The organism is Jeotgalibacillus terrae (assembly GCF_016908195.1).
GTDB classification, from domain to species: domain Bacteria; phylum Bacillota; class Bacilli; order Bacillales; family Jeotgalibacillaceae; genus Jeotgalibacillus; species Jeotgalibacillus terrae.
Genome location: NZ_JAFBDK010000007.1, coordinates 93,355 through 109,048 on the forward strand (window position 1 = coordinate 93,355; position 15,694 = coordinate 109,048).

At 41.7% G+C, this 15,694-nt stretch carries 16 protein-coding genes; 5 read left to right on the plus strand and 11 right to left on the minus strand.

Annotated elements, in window-relative coordinates:
- Positions 1–50: 50 nt before the first annotated feature.
- The 10 genes from murQ to JOD21_RS08860 form a co-directional block, all read right to left on the minus strand.
- Positions 51–950: an N-acetylmuramic acid 6-phosphate etherase gene (gene murQ, locus JOD21_RS08815; protein ID WP_204729255.1), complete on the minus strand. Its 900-nt coding sequence runs from the start codon at positions 948–950 to the stop codon at positions 51–53.
- A gap of 47 nt (positions 951–997) precedes the next feature.
- Positions 998–2,002, minus strand: coding sequence for a BadF/BadG/BcrA/BcrD ATPase family protein (locus tag JOD21_RS08820; RefSeq protein WP_204729256.1), 1,005 nt, complete (start codon positions 2,000–2,002; stop codon positions 998–1,000).
- Positions 2,003–2,014: 12 nt separating this feature from the next.
- A complete protein-coding gene (locus tag JOD21_RS08825) occupies positions 2,015–3,088 on the minus strand; it encodes a serine hydrolase domain-containing protein (protein WP_204729257.1) in 1,074 nt (357 codons plus the stop codon).
- Positions 3,089–3,104: 16 nt separating this feature from the next.
- Positions 3,105–3,935: a carbohydrate ABC transporter permease gene (locus JOD21_RS08830; RefSeq protein ID WP_041123661.1), complete on the minus strand. Its 831-nt coding sequence runs from the start codon at positions 3,933–3,935 to the stop codon at positions 3,105–3,107.
- A gap of 18 nt (positions 3,936–3,953) precedes the next feature.
- The gene (locus tag JOD21_RS08835) at positions 3,954–4,847 is read right to left on the minus strand and encodes a carbohydrate ABC transporter permease (protein ID WP_041123662.1); all 894 of its coding nucleotides are present in this window, start codon (positions 4,845–4,847) and stop codon (positions 3,954–3,956) included.
- A 109-nt stretch (positions 4,848–4,956) separates the two neighbouring features.
- Positions 4,957–6,306, minus strand: a complete 1,350-nt coding sequence (locus JOD21_RS08840) for an extracellular solute-binding protein (protein WP_041123663.1) — start codon at positions 6,304–6,306, stop codon at positions 4,957–4,959.
- Positions 6,307–6,463: 157 nt separating this feature from the next.
- Positions 6,464–7,309 (minus strand): MurR/RpiR family transcriptional regulator, encoded by an 846-nt coding sequence (locus JOD21_RS08845; RefSeq protein ID WP_204729258.1) that lies wholly within the window; start codon positions 7,307–7,309, stop codon positions 6,464–6,466.
- Positions 7,310–7,435: 126 nt separating this feature from the next.
- Positions 7,436–8,725, minus strand: coding sequence for a (Fe-S)-binding protein (locus JOD21_RS08850; RefSeq protein WP_204729259.1), 1,290 nt, complete (start codon positions 8,723–8,725; stop codon positions 7,436–7,438).
- Positions 8,722–10,128 carry an FAD-binding oxidoreductase gene (locus JOD21_RS08855; protein ID WP_204729260.1) on the minus strand — a complete coding sequence of 469 codons (1,407 nt, stop codon included), beginning with the start codon at positions 10,126–10,128 and terminating at the stop codon, positions 8,722–8,724. The genes JOD21_RS08850 and JOD21_RS08855 overlap by 4 nt, the downstream gene beginning before the upstream one ends.
- Before the next feature lie 31 nt (positions 10,129–10,159).
- A complete protein-coding gene (locus JOD21_RS08860) occupies positions 10,160–11,020 on the minus strand; it encodes a MurR/RpiR family transcriptional regulator (protein WP_204729261.1) in 861 nt (286 codons plus the stop codon).
- 150 nt (positions 11,021–11,170) lie between these two features.
- Between JOD21_RS08860 and nagA the strand changes: the two genes are divergently transcribed.
- The 3 genes from nagA (at position 11,171) to JOD21_RS08875 (ending at position 14,296) form a co-directional block, all read left to right on the plus strand.
- The gene (nagA, locus tag JOD21_RS08865; protein ID WP_204729262.1) at positions 11,171–12,328 is read left to right on the plus strand and encodes an N-acetylglucosamine-6-phosphate deacetylase; all 1,158 of its coding nucleotides are present in this window, start codon (positions 11,171–11,173) and stop codon (positions 12,326–12,328) included.
- Positions 12,316–13,038 carry a glucosamine-6-phosphate deaminase gene (gene nagB, locus JOD21_RS08870; protein ID WP_204729263.1) on the plus strand — a complete coding sequence of 241 codons (723 nt, stop codon included), beginning with the start codon at positions 12,316–12,318 and terminating at the stop codon, positions 13,036–13,038. The genes nagA and nagB overlap by 13 nt, the downstream gene beginning before the upstream one ends.
- A gap of 103 nt (positions 13,039–13,141) precedes the next feature.
- Complete coding sequence (locus tag JOD21_RS08875) at positions 13,142–14,296, plus strand: GGDEF domain-containing protein (protein WP_204729264.1); 1,155 nt, start codon at positions 13,142–13,144, stop codon at positions 14,294–14,296.
- Between the two features lie 62 nt (positions 14,297–14,358).
- Here the strand turns inward: JOD21_RS08875 and JOD21_RS08880 are convergent, their stop codons facing one another.
- Positions 14,359–14,724, minus strand: coding sequence for a DUF2512 family protein (locus JOD21_RS08880; RefSeq protein ID WP_204729265.1), 366 nt, complete (start codon positions 14,722–14,724; stop codon positions 14,359–14,361).
- A 165-nt stretch (positions 14,725–14,889) separates the two neighbouring features.
- Between JOD21_RS08880 and mntA the strand changes: the two genes are divergently transcribed.
- Both mntA and hepT read left to right on the plus strand, forming a co-directional pair.
- Complete coding sequence (gene mntA, locus JOD21_RS08885) at positions 14,890–15,288, plus strand: type VII toxin-antitoxin system MntA family adenylyltransferase antitoxin (protein WP_204729266.1); 399 nt, start codon at positions 14,890–14,892, stop codon at positions 15,286–15,288.
- Complete coding sequence (gene hepT, locus JOD21_RS08890) at positions 15,278–15,685, plus strand: type VII toxin-antitoxin system HepT family RNase toxin (protein ID WP_204729267.1); 408 nt, start codon at positions 15,278–15,280, stop codon at positions 15,683–15,685. The genes mntA and hepT overlap by 11 nt, the downstream gene beginning before the upstream one ends.
- Positions 15,686–15,694: the final 9 nt, after the last annotated feature.

Here is a 15,694-nt window from a genome sequence, read left to right on the forward strand (position 1 = left end):
GTGTGCACCCACCGCTGTTTTTAAAATTGCCTTTCATTCTATTCGTCAGCTTATTTACTATTAACCGCTTCTCTTACAAACCCATTTGCCTGAATCAGCTTTGATTTTGCTGTTTCGGGATCTGTTCCAGTTAATATTTTTACGATTGCAGGTTTCACTTCATAATTAGTCTCTTCAAGAACATGCTCTGCTTCAGAATAGGGCACTCCTGTTGCTTCACTAACAATCATTTTAGCGCGCTCTTTCAACTTATAGTTTGAAGCATTTACATCTACCATCAGGTTCTGATAAACCTTTCCGAATTTAATCATAGAGGCTGTAGATATCATATTTAATATCATTTTGTGAGCTGTAGCAGCTTTTAATCTGGTAGAGCCAGTTAACACTTCAGGTCCCGTAACAACTTCTATCGCTACATCTGCATATTTGGAGATCTCTGAGTGTTTATTGCTGGTCAGACTGACTACCTTCGCACCAATGAAAGATGCATATTCTAATGCACCCTTAACGTATGGTGTTCTTCCGCTTGCTGCGATACCAATTACAACATCTCTTTTGCTGACTTTCCTGACTTCTAAATCTTTCACTCCCTGATTTTGATTATCTTCCGCTCCCTCGATTGCCTTAAAAAGGGATGCCTCTCCTCCTGCCAAAACAGCCTGTACTTTGTCGGCTGAAGTGCTGAAGGTCGGGGGACATTCTACGGCATCGAGCAAGCCGATCCTGCCACTGGTACCTGCACCTATGTAAAAAACTGATCCTCCATTTAGAAGAGCTTCTTTTACATAAGCAACTGCCTGGCCGATTTCCGGAAGAACAGCTTTTACCGCATCAGGGACCATTTTGTCTTCCTCGTTCATTAATTCAAGAATTTCATCAATCGTCATTTGATCAAGATTTTTAGATTTTTCATTTCTCATTTCGGTGGTCAGTTTCGATATCATTTCCATATGGCCATCATCCTAATTATAGAATTTATTTCATCAATCACACACGATCAACATCGGTCTGCAGCAGGCTGGTAGTGCTCCCTTAATTGATTTTTCACTTTTTGACTTATTGGTATATTACTTTGTTTTAGCGCAAGAATATAAGCTCCTGCCACAGGAGGTATATCAGGATTTATAATATTCAATTTAGTGTTCATTTCTGAATTTAGCTGAATGCAAAACATTTTCTTATAACGATCATTTGAAAAAAGCCCGCCATGAAGAACGATAGACATTTCTTCTTCATCCATCTGATTGATTGCTGCCTTTACGATAAGGCATTTTTCTAATACTGCCTGTTTAAGAATATTTTTTGCAACGGTATCTCCTGATTCGTCCGCCTTCATTACAATTTCAGCGAGACTTCCAATCAGTGTTCTTGTAAACTGATCTCCATATATAATCGGAATGATCTCCTGAATATTCTCTATTTCAAAGTGTTCCATAAGCATAGTGGTTAATAAGGTGTTAGAACCCCGGCCATCGAAACTTTTTAATACGCTTTTCAAAGCCATTTGCCCAATGTGATAACCACTGCCTTCATCTCCCAAAAGGTAACCCCAGCCGCCTACTCTGACCGGGTTATTTTCATCTTTTGATAATCCATAAGCAATAGACCCAGTACCTGCAATTAAGACGATTCCTGGCGCTCCTGCTGTGCCTGCATACAAAGCAGCAATTGCATCATTCGCTATGCTGATCTTCTTTTCAAATTCTGTTCCCTGAAAAAATTGTCTGACTGTATGTTTATCAGATTCCCGATCACAGCCTGATAGACACATTTGTATCACTTCAATCTGATCATAAGAAACGTCTGTTTTTTGCATGACGTCTATGATTAAATGAAGAAGTCTTTCCTTAACATGATGATGTGAATTTGAATGAATGTTACTGGAAGCTGTTAATGACGCACCCAGGATATGTCCATTACGGTCTCCTATGACACAGGATGTTTTTGTTCCGCCTCCATCAATTCCAATCCATCTTTTTGAACTATCTGTTATTTCATTCACACGATCACTCCCCTAAATAACACCGGCTTCTTCCATCGTGATTGCTATGCGATTATGCAACTTTCTTCTAAAGCTGTTTATATTAGTTTCTCTCCCATAATGAACCCGGTTTGTTAATAATACGATCGCCAGATTTTTGTCAGGTGAAATCCACATGGAGGTTCCTGTAAACCCTGTATGACCATACCCGTTCTGAAGATACTGTCCTGAAAAAACGCCTGTAGAATACAATTGCCATCCAAGTCCGCGACTAAGGTTCAAATCGTCAGTATAACAATGAGCTGCCACATCTACAGTCATCGGTGACCATAACCTTTTCCCCTGATAAGTCCCTCGATTCAGGAATAACTGGCAGAATTTCGCCAGATCATTAACAGTTGAGAAGAGTCCGGCGTGACCGCTTACACCATTAAAATGATCTGCATTTTCATCATGTACACTGCCCCACTGGTAATCATTTAGTTCATCTCGAAACTCTGTAGCAGCCGTCTGTTTTTTCATGTGTTCCGGAGGATTAAAAAAAGTATTCTGCATCCCAAGTGGCATATAGATTTTATCTTTTGTAAATTCGTTTAATGACATACCGCTAACCTGCTCAATCAGATAGCCCAGAGTAATATAGTTTAAATCACTGTATATAACCTCAGAGCCTGCAGGTTTTTTTGAAGTGATCCCTGCGATTTCAAGAACTGCTTCATCTACTGTCAGATTGCGCTCATAAAACTTAATCTCAGGTTGATATCCACTGGTATGAGTTAATAAATGTTTAATCGTAATGTCATCATTTTTTTCCTTGAATGATGGAATGTAATGAAAGACAGGATCATCCAGATCAATTTCTCCTGCTTCAAGTAATAGTAAGATAGCAGGTAAAGTTGATGTTACTTTCGTTAACGATGCAAGATCAAATAATGTTTCTTCAGTCACTTTAATCTCTATTTCTTTATGTGCATAACCTGCTGAATATATGAAAGGCACGCTATTATTTGTTGTGACAGCCAGCACAGCACCAGGTAGTGTCCCGTTTTCAACTTCCTGATCAATCAGGTTTTTTATTTTAGAAAAATCCATTTGAGTATCCTTCAAGGCTTCTCCCCTCCAATTATCCTTTTACTGCGCCTTCTGTCATGCCTTTAACGATATGGCGCTGGAAAATTGCATAGAAGATAATAACAGGCACTACTGCAATAACAAGACCTGCAAATAAAGCGCCCCAGGCACTTTCATATTGCGCATTCGTACTTAATAAATCCATTTGTACACCCAGGGTATTTTTGCTTTCAGTTTGCAGCAAAATCAGTGCCATAAAGTATTCATTCCAGAACGTAATAGCATTTAAGATTGAAGCTGTAATAATCCCTGTTTTCACCATTGGAGTGACGATTTTAAACAGCACACCATATGGGCTCATGCCATCAACTGCTGCTGCTTCCTCCAGTTCTTTCGGGACACTCCCCATAAAGCTCGATAAGATGAATATCGTAAATGGCACCTGTGAAATTGCATAAACTGCTGATAATGCAAACAGGTTATCCAGAAGGTTCATATTCATTAATAAAAAGAATAATGGAATCCAACCAAGTACTGCCGGGATCATCATAGATGCAAGATAAACATTAAATAATACTTCACTGCCTTTAAAACGCAACCTTTCAAGTGCATAGGTTGTCGGAATTGAAAATGCCAGACAAAGTACAGTACCTAATACAGTTACAAATATCGTATTGAGAAAAGATGAACCTATACTGAAATCAACCCATGCAGATACAAAATTCCCAAAATTATAGGTTTCCGGCATGGACCATGGAGATGAAAAAATTTCGGCATTTGACTTAAAAGCACCAATGAACATCCATATTAATGGGAATACGACAAGTATCGACCATATAATTAATGGAATACGCACAGCAGCGCCGGTTAAAAATTTTGTCATAAATAAGTTCCCCGCTCCCTAGTATTCTACTTTTTCTCTTTTTAATACGAATTGCATAATTAAAACTGTCACTAAAGATAAAATGAGAATGAGTACACCAATTGTTGCACCGTATCCAAATTGGAAATCCTCGAATGCTTTTTGATATAAGTATGATCCCATAACTTCCGTTTCGTTACCTGGCCCCCCATTAGTCATGATTTGTACAAGTACAAATGAACCATTTAATGAAGTGATCACAATATAAATCATTGAGGTTTTGATTTGTGGCCATATTAATGGGACGGTAATTTTCCAAAACTGCTGCCATTCACTGGCTCCATCAATTTCAGCTGATTCGTATTGGCTTTTTGGGATATTCATAATTCCTCCCATAAGCAATAGCATGAATAATCCAATTCCTGCCCAAATTGCCGGTACTACTAAAGATGGTAACGCCCATTCCATTGAACCAAGCCAGGGTCTGGTCCAACTCTCAAGCCCAATGGAGGTTAACAGTCCATTGACAAGACCAATATCAGGCTCGTAGATAAATTGCCATAGGATTCCGATTACTACTACTGACATAATGTTTGGAAAGAAAAACACTACTCTGTAAAATGGTGCTTCTTTTACTTTCAATTGTGTCAAGGCTACAGCAAAAAATAACGATAGAATCATAATGCCAATTACCTTGGTTACAACAAAGAAATAATCATTATAAATTGCCTTACCAATAATTTCATCGTTAAACATACGAACATAATTTTCAAATCCAACAAACTCTCTGTTTGCACTCATTCCCGACCAATCAAATAATGATAAATAAATACCATTTACCATTGGATAAACTGTAAAAATAACAAACAATAGAAAGGTCGGTAATAAGCAGAACGTCAAAAACAAGTATTTTTGTTTTTTAGACTGGACCACACCATCACTCTTTTCTTTTCAGTATTATTCAGAATACGAAGGTATTTCCCTTATAGATGGAGAGAGGAATGCAAAGTCTATACGACTCCGCATTCCTCCTTTAAGTCAATTATTCTCCTCTTAATTCTCTTGATTTATCTGCCATCGCTTTTACGAATTCTTCAGCAGTAATTTTACCCATCAAAATGTCAACACTGCGTGCTTTTACTTCATTCGTAATTTCAACAGCAATTTCCATCTCTTCCCCAGTAGGCTGGGCACGGTTATAAATCTCAATTGTTCCCGGATTATTAATTAGATCATTGATTCCTTTAAGAAACTCAGGTACATTCTCATTTGCACTCAAATCTACACCTTTAAGGTTCATGATAGCACCTGTTGATTCTGCAAATGCCTGTGCACGTTCTTCAGAGAACATAAACTCTACAAATGCTTTAGCTGCTTCAGGATTCTCAGCCTCTTTTGCAATTGCTACAGGTCTGATATCCGGCACGAGTGCCATTGCATCTCCTGAATCATTCATAGGAGTTGGAATAAAACCGTATTTAAAATCTTCCGGTGTATCATTCGCCATTTCATTTGGAAGCCAGAAGCCTACTGGTATATAAGCTGTTTCATGCATAAGGAAATTCATCTGTGTTTGTGTATGGCTTCGCGCAGCAAATCCTTCATCAATCAGGCCTGCGTCAACAATTTCCTGTACTTTTTTCATAATTTCCAGTGCTTCATCACTTTCCCACGCTTCTACGACACCATTTGATAAATTATTAAGTAATTCTTCTCCACCAGCTGCAGCAAATGCAGGGTTTAAGACTCCCCTTTGGAAATACTGTGGATATTGACCAGTTGTAATGAATGGTTCAATTCCTGCATCGCTTTGGATCGTTTTCATTGATGCTAACCAGCTGTCAAAGTCTTCCGGGACTTCCCATCCTTCAGCTTCAAACCAGGCACTATCATACCAAGCACCCCATGTATCAAAGACTAGCGGAAGGCTATACACAGCCCCGTCGACTTCCTGAGCCGGAGAAATAAAGCTTTCCATTAATGGGGTATCACCTTCAAACGTTAGATCACTTGCCCAGTCACTAAGGTCCATTAACTGTCCATCATTAATCATTTGTGTTTCATTAGCACCGTTACCATCAATATAGACAACATCCGGTGGATCATTTGAGATCCAGCGTGTTTTCATTTCTTCGTTAATGTTAGGTCCGGAATGTTCAATTACTTCAACATCTGGATACTCCTCTTTAAATGCTTCAATTGTACTCTTCCACCACTCATCACCGTATCCGCCCACAAAATATTGAACTTCAAGCTCTCCTGAAACCCCGCCTTCAGAATTGCTGTTATCAGCCTGTTCCGAAGATGAGTCGTCTGAAGAACATCCTGCTAATGCGATAAGTGATAATGCTGAAACTGATAACAAACTTCTTTTCAACTTTTTGTTATTCATTTATTTCCACCCCTATTTTTTATTATATTTTAAAAGTAAGCGCTTTCTTTTATTGGTATTTTGCAATTACGTTCAGCGTCTTCCCTTCACCCCCGAAAATAAAATTGTGTTTCCAAATAAACACAGTGATTCTGATGAACGTATCGCCTTATCAGTATTAATGTTTTTTATTTATAGCTTCTCTGGTCTTATCCAAATAATTAATAGACTGTTCGTAATTTAAGGACGCAATGCCTATAAAGAGAATATCAATTACACTTAATTGGGCAATTCTTGATGCTGTTGCTCCGCTTCGAATGCTTGCTTCTATTGGAGAAACAAACAAATTAACAGATGCTCTTTTCTGTACAGTGTTAGTACCGTATGCTGTTAATGAAATAATATTTACTTTATTCTTCTCAGCCAGTTTTAATGTATTGACGATCTCTTTTGTCTCTCCGGAATAAGATATAGCAATGACTACGTCTTGTTCATCCAGATGAACAGCTGATGTAAGCTGAGAATGACTATCTGTAAGAGCCTCACACCACTTATTGATTCTTCTGAGCTTTTGTTCAAAATCCAATGCGACAATAGCGGATGCCCCTACACCAATAACTACTACTTTTCTCGCATCTGCAATTAAATCAACGGCTGCTTTAATTGTTTTTTCATCCATCAAGTTCAGTGTACTTTTTATTGAATGAAGGTTATTATTTGCTACCGACTGAATGATATCTGTCAAACTGGTGTTTGCTGAAATGTCTCTGTACCTCTCTTCAGCATCATTGTGACTGCTCAGCGAAGCCGAAATACTCAGTTTTAATTCCTTAAAACCATTAATATGCAAAGAGCGGCACATTCTAATGATAGTCGCTTCACTTGTACTAACATTTTTTGCTAACATTGCGATTGGCATATCCAATACAAGTTGTGGATGATCAAGAATGTATTGAGCAACTTTTTTCTCAGACGGTTTTAGTGAAGACAAACCTTGTTTTAGCCTTTCAAGACCATTTACCATGTTACCTCCCAAACAGAAAATGTAGCTTAACTACTAATTTTATTTACTTTATATGTAGCTTAACTACATTTTATGCAAGCACATTTGCAATGTCAATCATTTTTTTAATTTTCTAAATCTTATCTCTCAATCATTATTTAGATAATCCGCCAAATGCACAGCCTCCACCTGACCACTCAGTCCCGCTCGTTCAATCCCAAGCTTCATCTGCAGCAGACAGCCCGGATTCGCTGTGACAATCACGCCTGGTGCCGCTTCTTTTACGTTTTTCATCTTATCATCGAGGATCTGCATGCTCATTTCAGGTTGCACGAGATTGTAGACACCCGCTGAGCCGCAGCAGCCGTCTGCGTTTTTCATCTCCACATAATCAGCACCTTCGACCATCTGGATCAGCTGGCGCGGTTCGTGGTGTACGCCCATTCCGTTTCGAAGGTGACATGAATCCTGATAAGTAACGCGATGCTGACGCTTTTTAAAGCGGATGCGCTCATCAAAGCCATGCTGAATGAGAATGCTTGAGAAGTCGCGGATCTTTGCCTTGAATCTGGCAGCACGTTCACGCCACTCCATGTCCTGAGACAGGAGGTGATCGTAACCCGCAAGATACGCGCCACACCCTCCGGCGTTCAACACGATATAATCTGCTTCCATTCCTTCAAATGCTTCAATATTCCGCTTTGCCATTTCAATCGCTTTTTCTTTTTCACCGGCATGTCCGTGCAATGCACCACAGCAGCCCTGGCCTTCAGGTATGACAATGTCACAGCCTGCTGACCGCAGGAGTCTGATCGTGTTCTGATTTGTCTCCTGAAACATGGTGTCCATCAGGCAACCTTGAAAGAATGCGACTGTCGCTTTCTTTTCACCTGTTGCAAGGAGGCGCTTTCTATCAGTACGTGTTCTTTTCGGAATTGCTGGCAGCACCTTTTCCATCTCCCGCATCGATTCAGGAAACAGCTTTAAAAAGCCGATTTTCCGTATCCCTTTTTGCAGACCTGACGTCTGATAGAAGCGGACCAGACCAACTGCTCTATTCATCTGTTCGTTTTTTGGGAACAGCTCATTTAATACCGTTCTGCGAACAACCTTCTCTTTCACAGAAGGTTTCTTATAGTCCTGAATAATCGTCCTGGCCTCTTCAAGCAGATGACCGTACTGGACGCCTGCAGGACAGACCGGTTCACATGCACGGCAGCCGAGACAGACATCAAGTGAGTTCGTCATCTCATCTGTCAGTGGCGTCAGACCATCGTGTACAGCCTTCATCATGGCAATACGTCCGCGCGGGGAGTGAACCTCATCTCCACCGGTCTGTATATAAGTCGGACAGCTGGGCAGACAGAAGCCGCAGCGCATACAGTTCATCAGTTCGCCTTCATCCATCCGTTCTGTAAAAGCCTGTTCTACTGTCATCTGCCAACCACCACACGTTTCTTTTCTGACTTGCCGAATATTTTGTTCGGGTTCATGATATTATCCGGATCGAGTGACTGCTTGATTAGCTTCATGACGTTGATCCCTGATGCACCAAGCTTCCACTCCAGATACGGAGCCTTCATCTCACCGACTCCGTGCTCTCCTGTGATTGTTCCGCCCAGGCGGATTGCCTCTTTGAAAATTTCTTCGAATGCCGCTTCCACGCGGTGCATTTCTTCAGTGTTACGCGCATCTGTAATACACGTCGGATGCAGATTCCCATCACCAGCATGACCGAACGTACAGATCGTCACCTGATGCTTTGCGGCAATCTTCGTAATTGCCTCCACCATTTCAGCTACTTTTGACCGCGGTACAGTTGCATCTTCTAAAATAGTAGTCGGTTTCAGTCTTGCAAGAGCAGAGAGCGCTGAACGTCTCGCTGTCATCAGATTGTTAGCTTCTTCAGCGGTTTTCGCAAGCTCAACTGAAAAAGCCCCCTGCTTCTCACAGATTTCCTTCATCAGCTTCATCTCATCATTCACAGCAGCCTCCGCCCCGTCCTGCTCGATCAACAGAATAGCTTCCGCTTCAAGCGGCAGTCCGACTTTTGCAAAGTCCTCCACTGCACGGATCGTCGCACGGTCCATGAATTCAAGTGTAGCTGGAATGATCCGGTTCTCTATAATCGCAGACACTGCTTCAGCAGCCTGATCCATCGCTGCAAACTGCGCAAGCATCGTCTTTTTCGATGACGGCATTGGAATCAGCTTCAGTGTCGCTTCCGTAATGACACCAAGCGTACCTTCAGCTCCTGTCAGCAGCTTTGTCAGATCATAGCCCGCCACGTCTTTCGCCAGTTTACCGCCCGTTTTGATGACAGAACCATCCGGCATCACTGCTTCAAGACCAAGCACATAGTCCTTTGTCACACCGTACTTTAATCCGCGTAAACCGCCTGAATTCTCACTGATGTTCCCGCCAATTGTTGAAATTTTCATAGATGATGGATCAGGCGGATAAAACAGACCGCGCATTTCCACTGCATCAATCAGGTCCTTGGTGATGACACCAGGCTGCACTGTCACTGTCAGATTTTCTTCATCAATTTCAAGAATCTGATTCATCCGGTTGAACAGCAGCACAACCCCACCCGCAGTCGGCGTCGTTCCTGCACTTAAGTTCGTTCCGGACCCGCGCGGCACAATCGGAATGCCTTCTGACCTGCAAAATCTCACAATCTCAGACACTTCCTCTGCAGACCCGGGCGACACAACCGCATCCGGCATGGCCTGAAATCCGGGGGTGCCGTCATAGGAATAGGCTAGGAGATCGGCTTGTGAAGCACGGGCGTGACCATTTGTGATCCCTTTCAAGGTCTTTAATAATCGATCATTCATTTTAATCTCACCTCTTTTTTCAAATTACAATCTATTTGTCCTTCCTAAGAAATGATATAGAGTCTCTAGTTTCGTCAATTTGTTTCATTGTATTTTCATATTCTCTTGATGCAATGCACATGAGTAAGATATCAATAACATGAAGTTGTGCCATTCTGGATGAAGTAGCACCACTACGCAGTGTCGCTTCACCGGTTGGTGATATAAAAAGTTGAATATCAGCCTGTTCACTTACAAGAGACCGTCCATACTTTGTGATCCCAATCGTTTGTACACCTTTACTATGTGCCAACTCCAGTAGTCGGGCTACTTCAGGCGTATTACCTGAAAAAGATATTCCAACTACCACATCATTAACTCCTTTATTTGCAATTAAAGTCGCAGCCATATGTGTATCTGAAAAAGCATGTACTTCTTTACCTATCCGCATGAACTTTTGCTCTGCATCCTTTGCCGCAATATATGATCCTCCAAAACCCAGAAAGATAATAGATTTAGCCTTACTTAGTACTTCTACAGCTTGATTAATCTCTTTTACACTTAAAATATCTACTGTTTCTCTTAACATACGTATGGTATTTTGTGTGACCTTACTAACAATGTTTTTAACTTCCTCTTTGGGATTAATATCTCTGTAAGACTCTTTATTATCTTCCTTCAGATCCCCGGCAACACGGATTTTCAATTCCTGAAACCCAGAGAATCCCACAGATTTACACAGTCTTATCACCGCTGCACTGCTGGTTCCACTTTTTTCACCGAGCTTTGCAGCAGTGAGCTGAACTGCTTCCTCAGGATGCGAAAGAATATATTGAGCGATTTTACTTTCCGATTTCGGTAATTTACCTGCCATTTCAGAAAGTATAATGATCCCTCCCTTGATTTCTCCCATACTCGTCCTCACTTTCTATGTTATAAATCTTTCTATTTCATCTCAGCTTATCTATATTCATTTTAAAAATCAATTGAATTTTTAAAATATTATTTCATTATTTTTTGTATCATTATATACTGTGTATAAATATGACTCGGGAGTGCTATTATGACCAACCACCTAGTGATTGAGTACTTTACTAATAATGACAAAAAGAATATTTTCATTTCTGCTGGCAAAATCATATCTATATCTGAATCCCCTGAAGAGCAAACCGCCATCTCAATCCCCCCAACCCACCATCTCCTCCCCGGATTCATCGACCCCCACATCCACGGGGCGGCCGGGGCTGATGTGATGGATGCGACGCCTGAGGCACTTCAGACAATGGCGGATGCGCTGGTAAAAGAGGGTGTGACTTCTTTTCTGGCTACAACGATGACGCAGACTGAAGATGCTGTGATGAAGGCGCTTCGGAATACAGCCGAATTTATGGGTCAGCAAACGTCAGGTGCTGAGGTGATTGGTGTTCACCTGGAAGGACCGTTTCTCTCACCCGAAAAAGCCGGGGCTCAGGATCCCGAGTTGATGATTGCACCTGATCCTAAATTATTCCAGGCTTTTCAGGAAGCGTGCGGCGGTGCAATTAAAGTAGTGACCGCTGCACCTGAAAGGGAGAATGGCTTTCATTTTACAAAAGGAGTGTCAGACAGCGGTGTGACGGTTTCTGTCGGGCATTCAGATGCTTCGTATGAAGAGCTGAAGCAGGCGGTTGCTGCAGGTGCGTCTCAGGTAACGCATCTGTATAACCAAATGAGTCCGTTTCATCACCGGGACCCTGGTATCGCTGGCGGTGCGCTGACAGAAAGAGGATTAAAGGCTGAAATCATTGCGGATTTTGTACATAGTCACCCTGAGGCGGTGAGGCTTGCCTGGAACGAAAAAGGTGCTGACGGTCTGATGCTGATTACGGATGCGATGCGTGCGAAGGGTCTGTCTGACGGGAAGTATGATCTTGGCGGCCAGCAGGTAACCGTGGAAGGAACTGAAGCACGGCTGGCTGACGGAACGCTTGCCGGCAGTGTACTGACGATGGAGCATGCGGTTAAAAATATGATGTCTATTACAGACATCACGATTGATGACCTTGCAAAAATCACATCAGGGAATGCAGCGCGCCAGCTTGGGGTATGGGATCGTAAAGGCAGTATTGAACCTGGAAAGGACGCGGACTTTGTTGTACTTGATGCATCCTTCGACGTGGTACTGACGATCTGCCGCGGTGAAGTTGTCTATCAGAAGGAGGGATTGTCATGGATGTTGTGATTGTGAAGAACTACATTGAAATGAGTAAGCACGCTGCCGGATTGGTTGGTGAATGCATACGAAGTCATGAGGATCCGGTGCTTGGGCTCGCAACAGGAGGCACACCGGTCGGGATGTATCAGCTGCTTGTCAGACAATATCGCGCAGGACTGATTTCATTTAAACATGTGAAGACATTTAACCTTGATGAATATATCGGGCTCGACCCAACTCATTCCAAAAGCTACCACAGGTATATGAATGAGCATTTGTTTTCTCACGTGGATATTCCAAGGGAACACACATTTATTCCAAACGGGATGGCGCCCAACCTTCAAAAAGAGTGCAGTCAATATGAGAAGCTTCTTAAGAAAATTGGCCCGCCAGACCTGCAGATTCTGGGTATTGGCGAGAACGGTCATATCGGCTTTAATGAGCCGGGCAGTGACTTCGATGGAAATACCCATGTGATCAGGCTTGCTGATTCCACGCGCGAGGCGAACGCACGCTACTTCCGTTCTGCTGAAGAAGTGCCGTCGCATGCGATTACAATGGGTGTAAAGTCTATCTTGCGCAGTAAAAAGATTGTCCTGCTCGCATCCGGGAAGAAGAAGGCAGAAGCCGTAAAGCGTCTTTTAGACGGTGAGACGGACCCCGCGTTTCCTGCTTCAGCCTTATGTAATCATAAAGATGTTACACTGATCGTTGATAACGCCGCGATAAATAAATAATGCTCAGTTTTCCAAAAAAATAAATATTCTGCAAAATTAGATATTTAGTCCTATCCTCATGTATAATAAAGGAGAAGATCGGTACAGGAGGTGGGACTTTCATATGTTCGATCCAATAACGCTTGGGGCAGTTTTATTTTTACTTGCGATCATTTCAGCTGTCGTCATGACGGTTACCTGGAAGATGAACCTCCAGGAAAGAGGACTTGGCATGTGGGCATGGGCTGCCATTATCGGCGGACTGGGCTTTCTTCCTTTGCCTTTTGCTTCATACATTGGATCTTATACTGTCGTACTGAATAACATTGCAACTATACTTGCTCCTATATTAATCCTTGAAGGCATTTTTAGATTCCGCGGTTACAGAGGAGAACGATTACGTTCTTACATATATTTATTAGTGATGCTTTATTCAACTGTGTTCATCATCATTCTAAGAGACGAGCCAAACGAGCGCTTCTTATTTTTCGATTCTTTGATGATTCTGATCTTCTATTTTTCTGCATTTTTTCTCCTGTGGAAATCAACTGGTATGGAACGAAAAATATATATGCTGTCCGCCGCAATATTTGTGCTGATTGGAACCTCTTTTGCAGGAAGATGGGTTTTAGCATGGAATGGCTCATTTGAAGCAAATCTTGATGCTCATCCATATACGAGTTATTTATTTTTTGTGGTCATCATATGGACACTCGGATGGACTTACGGCCTTAGTATTGCCGTTCATTATAGAAACCATAATCGTATCGTAAAGCTTGCGACGCATGATTACCTGACCGGACTTCCAAATAGAAAATACTTAAGCGATTATATAGAACAGCTTTTTAAAGAGGAATCGAATGAATCCTTTGTCTTATTTTCTCTGGATTTAAATGGTTTCAAACAAATCAATGACACGTTTGGCCACAAAACAGGTGATGATGTGCTGATTAAAATGGCTGACTCACTGAGAGATTTCTCATGGCATCGTTACACGGCTGTCCGTCTTGGCGGAGACGAGTTTGTTGTCATTATTCATCAGCCTGTGGACGAGCAATCGATCTCAAGTATGAAACAGGAACTCAGAGTTGCGATTGAAAATGATAAGCTGATTGAACATGGTGTGATCAACCTGAAGATTTCCATTGGCCATGCTGCTTATCCCACTGACGGCCGGACACTCGATGAATTATTAGTGAAAGCTGATCATCAGATGTATCAGGAGAAATCTCTTAGAAAACATCGTTCTGAAATTCATACAGCAGGCTATCAAATATGAATCGATCGACAAATTTCCCGGGAAATAGAGATTTTCATCTCGACATTTCTCCGGGAATTTTTTTATATATTTCCTATAGGTTCTGCGGTTTCCTCAAATAGGTTGTGAATCAGCCACTTATGGTAAAAATACTCACCTGCAGTCAAAATCAAACCAGCTGCGAGTGCTTCACCAAAGATATCGTTATAGCCGAGCAGAACAAGTGTAAACCAGATCACAAGTGTCCCCAGAAGCAGATCACCAATCGTACCAACCGTATTCCCCGCATTTCTGACAACCAGCATATCCCCGATATAAGCGACTACATAAAGCACAACAGCAACAATGGTTGAATCTGTAAACGATACCTCATTGAAGCCTGTCAGTACAATCCAGATCACCGGAAACAATAACAGCGCTTTGATCAGCATTGATTTTCCATGGTTCATGTCCAACACCCCCAATCCTGTCACCTGATTAGTCTTTCCACAGGACTGAGAGTCATACTGATATTGAGTTGTCAGGAATGGGAGAAAATCCATGGCAGAAATGATGTGAATTGGCTGGGAAGTAATATGGTACACTATAGAAAATACCGGTCTGGAGGAGTCACTATGGATCATATGAAACCTGTCATTAACAAATTAATTGAATCTCTTGATCCGGAATTCATCCTGCTTTTCGGGTCCCGTGCCAGATCAACTGCCCGTGAAACAAGTGATTACGATATCGCTTATTATCCGGGAAAGCAAATTGCGCCGTTTGATCGTCTCATGTTAAAAAGCCAATTATCTGAACTGCTCGGTGCAGAAGCAGATCTGGTAGACCTCAGAAAAATTGATACAGTTTTTGCTGCTCAAGTGTATTATGACGGGAAATGTATATATACAAAAAACGAGGACCTTTACCATAAAGAAAAAATTAAAAGTCTGGCTATGTATGTAGAGTTAAATGAAATGCGAATGAATATATTGAAAGATGTCGAACAGCGGGGGCGTGTATATGAAGAGTGATGTGATCGTGAATAAGGTGTCATCAATTGAACGCTGCATCCGTCGTGTAAGAGAAGTGTATGATCAAAACCCGGAAAACCTTGAAGATTTCACCAAGCAGGATAGTATCGTTCTTAATATTCAACGGGCCTGTCAGGTATCGATTGATTTAGCATTACACGTTGTCCAGATGAAAAAGCTCGGAATACCAAAAACCAGCCGCGAAGCATTCGATTTTTTGGAAAAAGCAGAATACCTCAGCCCGGAAATTTCCGCTACCTTAAAAGCGATGGTTGGATTCAAAAATATTGCAGTCCATGAATATCAGGAACTGGCATTGGATATTTTACAGTCCATTATTGAAGAACACCTGAACGATTTTACTACTTTTACTGCCCAGATACTGAAAATGAAATAGTCCATATGA